Here is a 6,605-nt window from a genome sequence, read left to right as displayed (position 1 = left end):
TGCGGAAGCCGCGGGCGTCGCCGAAGCGGTAGCCGCTTCCGGTTCCTCCGCGAGCACCTCCGCCCCGAACGACGCCAGCGCCAGTTCGCGCTCGAGCGGCGTCAGATCGCTGGCGCGAATCTCTTCGAGGGTCGGCTTCACCACGTGCTCACCTTGCCGAGTGCGGCCGCGACACGTTCCCAGCGCGTATCGATGCCGGCATCCACTTCGCCGGTGCCGGCCTGGGCGCGGCAGCCGCCGCGTTCCACCGACGCATCCGTGCGCACCGTCCAGCCGCGCGTTTGCAACTCTTCCATCAGATAGGCCTCGACGACCGGCAGATCGGCGGGACTCACGATCAGGGCCGGCGCGCCGACCAGCGCAGGTTCGCTGGCCAGCACCTCCCGTGCGGCGGCGATCAACGCGGTCGGGTCGTGCTGCACGTGCTGGCGCACCACCTGCTGCGCGATGTCCAGCGCCAGCGCGACCAGCGTTTCGGAGATCGCGCCCTGGGCGCCGTCGAGCGCCGTCTTGAAGGTCGCCGCCAAGGCGGCGAGGCGCGCCGCTTCTTCGCGCGCTTCACTCTGGCCCTGCTCGAAACCCTGCGCATGGCCCTGGTCGTAACCGGCCTGGTAGCCGAGCGCCTGGCCGGCCACGTGGCCGGACGCGATGCCCTGCGCGTGCGCGGCGTCGCGCAGGCGTTCCAGTTCGGCTTCGAACGCGGTGCCGTCGTCGACTTCAGGCTCGGGCGGCGGCGCCGGTGGCACCGGATCGAACGAGGCCATCTCCCAGCGCTGGTAGGCCGAGAGGCTTTCCTTCGCCGAGGAGTTCTGATCAGACATATGCATCTTCCGCCTTGCCGCCTAGCACGATCTGACCGCTCTCGGCCAGATTGCGCACGATCTGCAGGATGCGGCGCTGTTGCGTTTCGACTTCGGAGACGCGCACCGGACCGCGTGCATCGAGGTCTTCGGCGAGCAGTTCGGCCGCGCGTTGCGACATGTTCGACAGAAACTTCTGGCGCAGCGCGGGCGGCGCGCCTTTCAGCGAGATGATCAGCGCCTCGGACTCGACTTCCTTCAGCAGCAGCTGGATCGCGCGGTCTTCCAGATCGAGCAGGTTCTCGAACACGAACATCTGATCGATGATCTTCTGCGCGAGTTCCGCGTCGTACTGGCGGACGTTCTCGATGACGCCTTCCTCATGGTTGCTCGACATGAAGTTGAGAATCTCGGCCGCCGTGCGGATGCCGCCCATCGGGCTGCGCTTGAGGTTGTCGCTGCCGGACAGCAGGCCCGTCAGCACGTCGTCGAGTTCGCGCAGCGCGGCCGGCTGGATGCCGTCGAGCGTCGCAATGCGCAGCAGCACGTCGTTGCGCAGCCGCTCGGTGAAGCAGGCGACGATTTCCGACGCCTGATCACGGTCCAGATGCACGAGGATGGTCGCGATGATCTGCGGATGCTCGTTCTTGATGAGTTCGGCGACCGCCGCGGAATCCATCCACTTCAGGCCTTCGATGCCGCTGGTATCGCTGCCTTGCAGGATGCGGTCGATGATCGCCCCGGCCTTGTCGTCGCCGAGCGCCTTGGTCAGCACCGAACGGATGTACTCGTTCGAATCGAGCGACATGCCGGTGTGCTGCTCCGCTTCCTTCACGAACTCCTGCAGGACTTCGTCAACCTGCTCGCGGGTCACGTTCTTCAGCGCGGCCATCGCGACGCCGATCTTCTGGACTTCGCGCGGCCCGAGGAACTTGAACACCTGCGCGGCTTCTTCCTCGCCGATCGACATCAGCAGCAGCGCGCTCTTCACTACGCCTTCAGCGCTCATCGGACACCCAATTTTTCACGACGGTTGCAACGATCTTCGGATCCTGGCGCGCGATGCTGCGCGCGAACTCCAGGTTCCGCTCATATTTGTGTTTCGCGTTTTCGAGCGCGAGCGTTTCGCTGTCGGTCTCGATTTCCACCACGGCGCCATCGCGCTCCGCGGCCGGAATGCCGTCCAGCAGGACCGGCTCGTCCGGCGACGCCAGCGCGGCCACCGCGACCGGTTCCGGGGGCGGGAAAGCGCGGCGCAGCGCCGGCTTCACCATCACGAAGTAGAGGAACAGGGCCACCGCGCCGATACCGAGATAGGTCGCGATCTGCTTGTAGAGCGCCAGCATGTCCGGCGTGCGCCACCAAGGCAGGTTCGCGTTCGGATCGATGTCGGCGGTGAACGCGCTGTTGACCACGTTGACCGAGTCGCCGCGTGCCGCGTCGAAGCCCATCGCGTCCTTCACCAGTTGCGTGACCTGCGCGAGCTTGTCGGCGGTGACCGGCTGCATGGTCACGTTGCCCTTCGCGTCGGCCACCCGCAGGTAGTTCACCACCACCGCCACCGACAGACGCCGGATGCCGCCCATCGGCCGGTCGACATGGCTCACGGTCTTGTCGAGCTCGTAGTTGGTGGTCGAATCCTTGCGGTCGCTGACCGGCGTGGTCGCGACGCCGCTCGCGCCGTTGCCCGCCGTGATCGGCGCGGAGGCCGGTTGCGGCGGCTGGTTCGACAGCGCGCCGGGCACGCCCGAGGCGCCGCCTTGCGACATTTCGGTGGCGCTGCTCGACTGCTGGCTGCGGATCGCCGCCTGCTGCGGGTTGCCGTTCGGGCCGTAGTTTTCCGAGGTCTGTTCGCTGTGCGAGAAGTCGATGTCGGCGCTGACCTGCGAGTGCGCGTTGCCTGCGCCGAACAACGGCGCAAGGATCGCGTTGATGCGCTGCTGCGTGTTGCGCTCGATCTGCTGGCGGTACTTCAGTTGCGTCGCGTCGAGTCCGCTGCCGGTGGTCGGCTGCGTCAGCAGGTTGCCGTCCTGGTCGAGGATCGTCACGCCATGCACCGGCATTTCCGGCACCGCCGACGACACCATGTGCGTGATCGCGACCACCTGGCCCTCGTCGAGCACGCGGCCCGGATAGAGGTTCACCAGCACGGCCGCCGACGGCGCTTCCTTGTCGCGCACGAATACCGAAGGCTTCGGAATCGCCAGATGCACGCGCGCGGACTTCACCGTCGAAATCGATTCGATCGTGCGTTCCAGTTCGCCCTCCAGCGCACGCTGATAGTTGATCTGCTCGTCGAACTGGCTGATGCCGAACTTCTGGTTGTCCATCAGTTCGAAGCCGACCGAGCCGCTCTTGGGCAGGCCTTGCGAGGCCAGCCGCAGCCGCATCTCGTGCACCTGCTCAGCCGGCACGAGGATCGCGCCACCGTTGTCGGAGATCTTGTACGGAATGTTGGCCTGCTGGAGCGCGGCGATGATCGAACCGCCGTCGCGGTCGGACAGATTGCTGAACAGCACCTTGTAGTCCGGCGCGCGCGACCACAGGAACAGGCCCGCCACGATCGCGACCAGCAGCGCGACCGCGAAGATCAGCGGGGCGCGCGGGTTGCCGCGCATCTGCGCGAGCCCCGACAGACGCTGGGTGAAGTTGCCGCCCATGCCGCCCAGGTTGCCGCCGAGCCCGCCGAGGTCGGCGCCGCCGGCCTGGCCGGCGCCGGCCGCGCCGGTGCCAGGCTGCGCGCCGGCCAGCCCCATGCGAGCGTCGGGGTTGATCAAAGAGTTGGCTGACGAATCCATGCGTCGGGTATCTCCGGGATGCCTTTGCGTTCTGCCGCCTGAGCGCGCCGAGGGTCGGCGGGCGTACGGACAGAGACTTTCACCCTTGAAATTATCCGCAGCGCCGCTCAACCCGATTGCTTGAATAGAGCGGGGTTTCCCCCCTACTTTCGGCGCTGTCGCGACGGGGGCGCTTGCTATGCTTCGGTTCAGATCGGTACGGCTGTGCAGTGCGGCTATAACCCGCCGGTCCTTCATTTAACGGAGAGAACATGACCATGCCCGTGAACGCGCTCTCGTCGGCGCTGCAACAGATGCAGGCGATGGCCGCGCAGGCGGCCGGCGGCACGAGCCCGGCGGCCGAGCAGTCCGGCGCGGCGACCACCGGCGGTTTCGCGTCGGCGCTGAAGGCGTCACTCGACAAAATCAGCAACGACCAGAAAACCGCGATCGGCGAATCGCAGGCGTTCGAACTGGGTTCGTCGAACGTGTCGCTGAACGACGTCATGGTCGACATGCAGAAGGCCAACGTCGGCTTCCAGTTCGGCCTGCAGGTGCGCAACAAGCTGGTTTCCGCCTACAACGACATCGCGCAGATGGCGGTCTGAGCGAGCCGCACGCGGCCTCGCTCGCCTGAACCTGCTTGAGCCTGCTTAAGCCTGCACAACGCCCGGCAGCGCCGCCCGCGACGGCGGCGCACTCGCGGGCGTGGCGCAGCCGCGGCGGCCCGCAGGGGCCCGCTGTGGCTCGCCGTGGAGACTGGCGAGCCCTGTCGGCAGGGTGCAGGCTCGCACGCGATGCGCTCCTTATTCCTCCTTACATCGGCCTAAAGCTTTGTCGTTGCGTATCCGATAACCCGGATACAGGGCAACTTCGGGCGCTGCGACGCTCCGAACGGCCATGCCACGACCAAACCGCAGTCTGTATGAGAAGAGGAGCGCCGATGTTTTCCCAAGGACACGCTGGAGCCAATGCGTATGCACGCGTCGGTGTCGAGACAAGTGTGATGGGCGCAAGTCCGCATCGTCTGATCGTGTTGCTGTACCAGGGTGCAAGGCAGGCGATCGCGCAGGCGCGGATGCATTTGCAGCAAGGCAATGTGGCCGAGCGTGGCATGGCCGTCAGCAAGGCGATTCGCATTATCGAAAGCGGGCTGCAGCAGTCGCTCAACCTTGAGGTGGGCGGCGAGATCGCGGAGCGGCTCAACGCGCTGTACAGCTACATGGCGCGCCGGCTGCTCGAAGCCAATATCAAACAGAGCGAGACGATGCTGGTCGAAGTCGACGGCCTGCTGGCGACGCTCGAAGAAGCATGGATCGGCATTGCCCCGGAGATCGCGCGGATGGCAGCCCAGCCGGCCGCGGAAAGCATGAGATGACATCGAACGCAGAATATTTTGCCCGCTACGAGGCGATCGCAGCGATTTCCTGCCGCATGCTGACGGCTGCCCGGCGCGCACTGTGGAGCGACCTGGTCCACTTGCAGGAGGAGTACCGGCATCTGGTGGAAGCGTTGAAGGAGGCCGACTCCGATGTGAAGCTCGACGAAGCCGAGCGCCTGCGCAAATACGCGCTGATCCGCCAGATTCTCGCGGACGACGCCGCCATCCGGGATCTGGCGAATCCGCGCATGGCCAACCTGTCGGCGCTGTTCGCCGGACGGCCGACGCGCGTGCTCAAGGAACTGTACGGCGCGCGCTGAGCCGGCGTGCGTGCGTCGCCCGTCCGCATCGCGGAGCCCGACCGGACTGATTTGAGATTGCGCGCGCTGCCGCCAATGTGACCAAGGAATCGGCATGAACGGAATCGACACGGCCATCGCTTCGGTGCTTACGAGCCGGGTCGACAGTCTGCTCAACATCGCGCCGGGCAGTACGGCCACCTCGCAGACCGGCGCGGCGGGTGTCGATGCCGCGCCGATTACGGTACCGCCGCCCGCTCCGTCTGCGCCACCGCCTTCCGCGCAAACTGCGCTCTCCGCCGTCGCGCTGACGCTCAATGCGATCGCGCACACGGGCGGCGAGGCGACCCTGGCGGTGCTCGGCCAGACGCCGATCTGGCCGGCCGCGCCGGCGCTCGATATCGAAGTCGGCGGCTTGCCGCTGTTCGACACCTCCGCTGAGTCCACCACGCTGAAGGGAAATCCGGCCACGGCCGGCACGACGACCACGGCTGCTGCGGCCACCGCCAGTATCGCCGCCGCCCAGCTGCCGGTCGCGGCGCTCGCGGCCGCCCTCGAACGGACGGTGAGTGATAGCGGTCTGTTCTACGAGGCCCATCTCGCGCAATGGCTGGCCGGTCAGCGCTCGCCGGCGGACCTCGCCGACGAGGCGCAAAACAGGCTGGTAGCGACCGCACAATTACCGCTCGACTGGGCCAACGAAGACGCCGACGCGCCGCTGCAAAACGGCTCGATGCGGCAGGGCACCGGCGCTACTTCCAATGGCGGCGTGCAGAGCGGCGCACCCGAGAACGCCGCCACGGCCCGCGCGATGCCGTCGATCCTGACTGCGCAGGCCGCACGTTTCGTCGCCGGTGAAGTGCTGGCCGATTCGCTGTCCGAACTGACCGGCCAACCCGCGCATGCCGGGCTGCACAGCGCGGCGGCGCAAACCGCCGACACCGGCGCGGGGCAGAATTCGCCTTCGATGGCCGCAGCGGTCCATCCCGCGACCGTGCCGCTGGTCCGGCAGCAACTGGATCTGCTCGCGACCGGGCAGTTTCGCTGGAGCGGCGAAGCGTGGCCGGGCGCGCGGCTCGACTGGACCATCGAACAGGACGGCGACGAATGGGACCGCAGCGGCGGCGGCATGACGAGCGAGGACGACCAGCCGTGGCGCACGCGCCTGACGCTGTCGCTTCCCACTCTCGGCACCGTCGACGCCGAATTGACGCTGACGGGCATGCGGCTCGTGGCGCGCGTGCAGGCGAGTCCGGGCGGCGCGGCGCGCCTCGCGATGCAGGGGGAGAGCTTCCGGCAGCGGCTCGCGGCGGCGGGCATCGAACTGAACGGCCTGACGATCCGCGAG

7 protein-coding genes are annotated in these 6,605 nt (G+C 67.3%); 4 read left to right on the top strand and 3 right to left on the bottom strand.

Features of this window, described 5'->3' with window-relative positions; all coding sequences use genetic code 11:
• Window positions 1-137: 137 nt before the first annotated feature.
• Genes fliH through fliF form a run of 3 tightly spaced genes read right to left on the bottom strand, consistent with a single transcriptional unit; the run spans window position 138 to window position 3,598 of the window.
• Complete coding sequence (gene fliH / locus CIC12_RS06725) at window positions 138-827, bottom strand: flagellar assembly protein FliH (protein ID WP_174771943.1); 690 nt, start codon at window positions 825-827, stop codon at window positions 138-140.
• Window positions 814-1,809, bottom strand: coding sequence for a flagellar motor switch protein FliG (gene fliG / locus CIC12_RS06720; protein ID WP_121315983.1), 996 nt, complete (start codon window positions 1,807-1,809; stop codon window positions 814-816). The genes fliH and fliG overlap by 14 nt, the downstream gene beginning before the upstream one ends.
• Complete coding sequence (fliF, locus tag CIC12_RS06715) at window positions 1,799-3,598, bottom strand: flagellar basal-body MS-ring/collar protein FliF (RefSeq protein WP_168663338.1); 1,800 nt, start codon at window positions 3,596-3,598, stop codon at window positions 1,799-1,801. Before fliF ends, fliG begins: the two co-directional genes overlap by 11 nt.
• A gap of 251 nt (window positions 3,599-3,849) precedes the next feature.
• On the opposite strand from fliF, the gene fliE reads away from it, so the two are divergent.
• From fliE to fliK, 4 genes are all read left to right on the top strand, one after another.
• Window positions 3,850-4,185: a flagellar hook-basal body complex protein FliE gene (fliE, locus tag CIC12_RS06710; protein WP_168663336.1), complete on the top strand. Its 336-nt coding sequence runs from the start codon at window positions 3,850-3,852 to the stop codon at window positions 4,183-4,185.
• Window positions 4,186-4,520: 335 nt separating this feature from the next.
• A complete protein-coding gene (gene fliS / locus CIC12_RS06705; RefSeq protein ID WP_168663334.1) occupies window positions 4,521-4,955 on the top strand; it encodes a flagellar export chaperone FliS in 435 nt (144 codons plus the stop codon).
• Window positions 4,952-5,278 carry a flagellar protein FliT gene (locus CIC12_RS06700; protein WP_168663332.1) on the top strand — a complete coding sequence of 109 codons (327 nt, stop codon included), beginning with the start codon at window positions 4,952-4,954 and terminating at the stop codon, window positions 5,276-5,278. The genes fliS and CIC12_RS06700 overlap by 4 nt, the downstream gene beginning before the upstream one ends.
• 94 nt (window positions 5,279-5,372) lie before the next feature.
• On the top strand, window positions 5,373-6,605 hold a 1,233-nt coding region (fliK, locus tag CIC12_RS06695; RefSeq protein ID WP_168663330.1), incomplete at its 3' end, for a flagellar hook-length control protein FliK.

Source organism: Paraburkholderia sp. SG-MS1, assembly GCF_012275575.1.
Classification (GTDB): Bacteria; Pseudomonadota; Gammaproteobacteria; order Burkholderiales; family Burkholderiaceae; genus Paraburkholderia.
This window is presented reverse-complemented; position numbering and strand designations above follow the sequence as displayed.

Coding starts and splice junctions, on each gene's coding strand:
- fliH (WP_174771943.1), bottom strand. CDS start 827: ATGCATATGTCTGATCAGAACTCCTCGGCGAAGGAAAGCCTCTCGGCC.
- fliG (WP_121315983.1), bottom strand. CDS start 1,809: ATGAGCGCTGAAGGCGTAGTGAAGAGCGCGCTGCTGCTGATGTCGATC.
- fliF (WP_168663338.1), bottom strand. CDS start 3,598: ATGGATTCGTCAGCCAACTCTTTGATCAACCCCGACGCTCGCATGGGG.
- fliE (WP_168663336.1), top strand. CDS start 3,850: ATGACCATGCCCGTGAACGCGCTCTCGTCGGCGCTGCAACAGATGCAG.
- fliS (WP_168663334.1), top strand. CDS start 4,521: ATGTTTTCCCAAGGACACGCTGGAGCCAATGCGTATGCACGCGTCGGT.
- CIC12_RS06700 (WP_168663332.1), top strand. CDS start 4,952: ATGACATCGAACGCAGAATATTTTGCCCGCTACGAGGCGATCGCAGCG.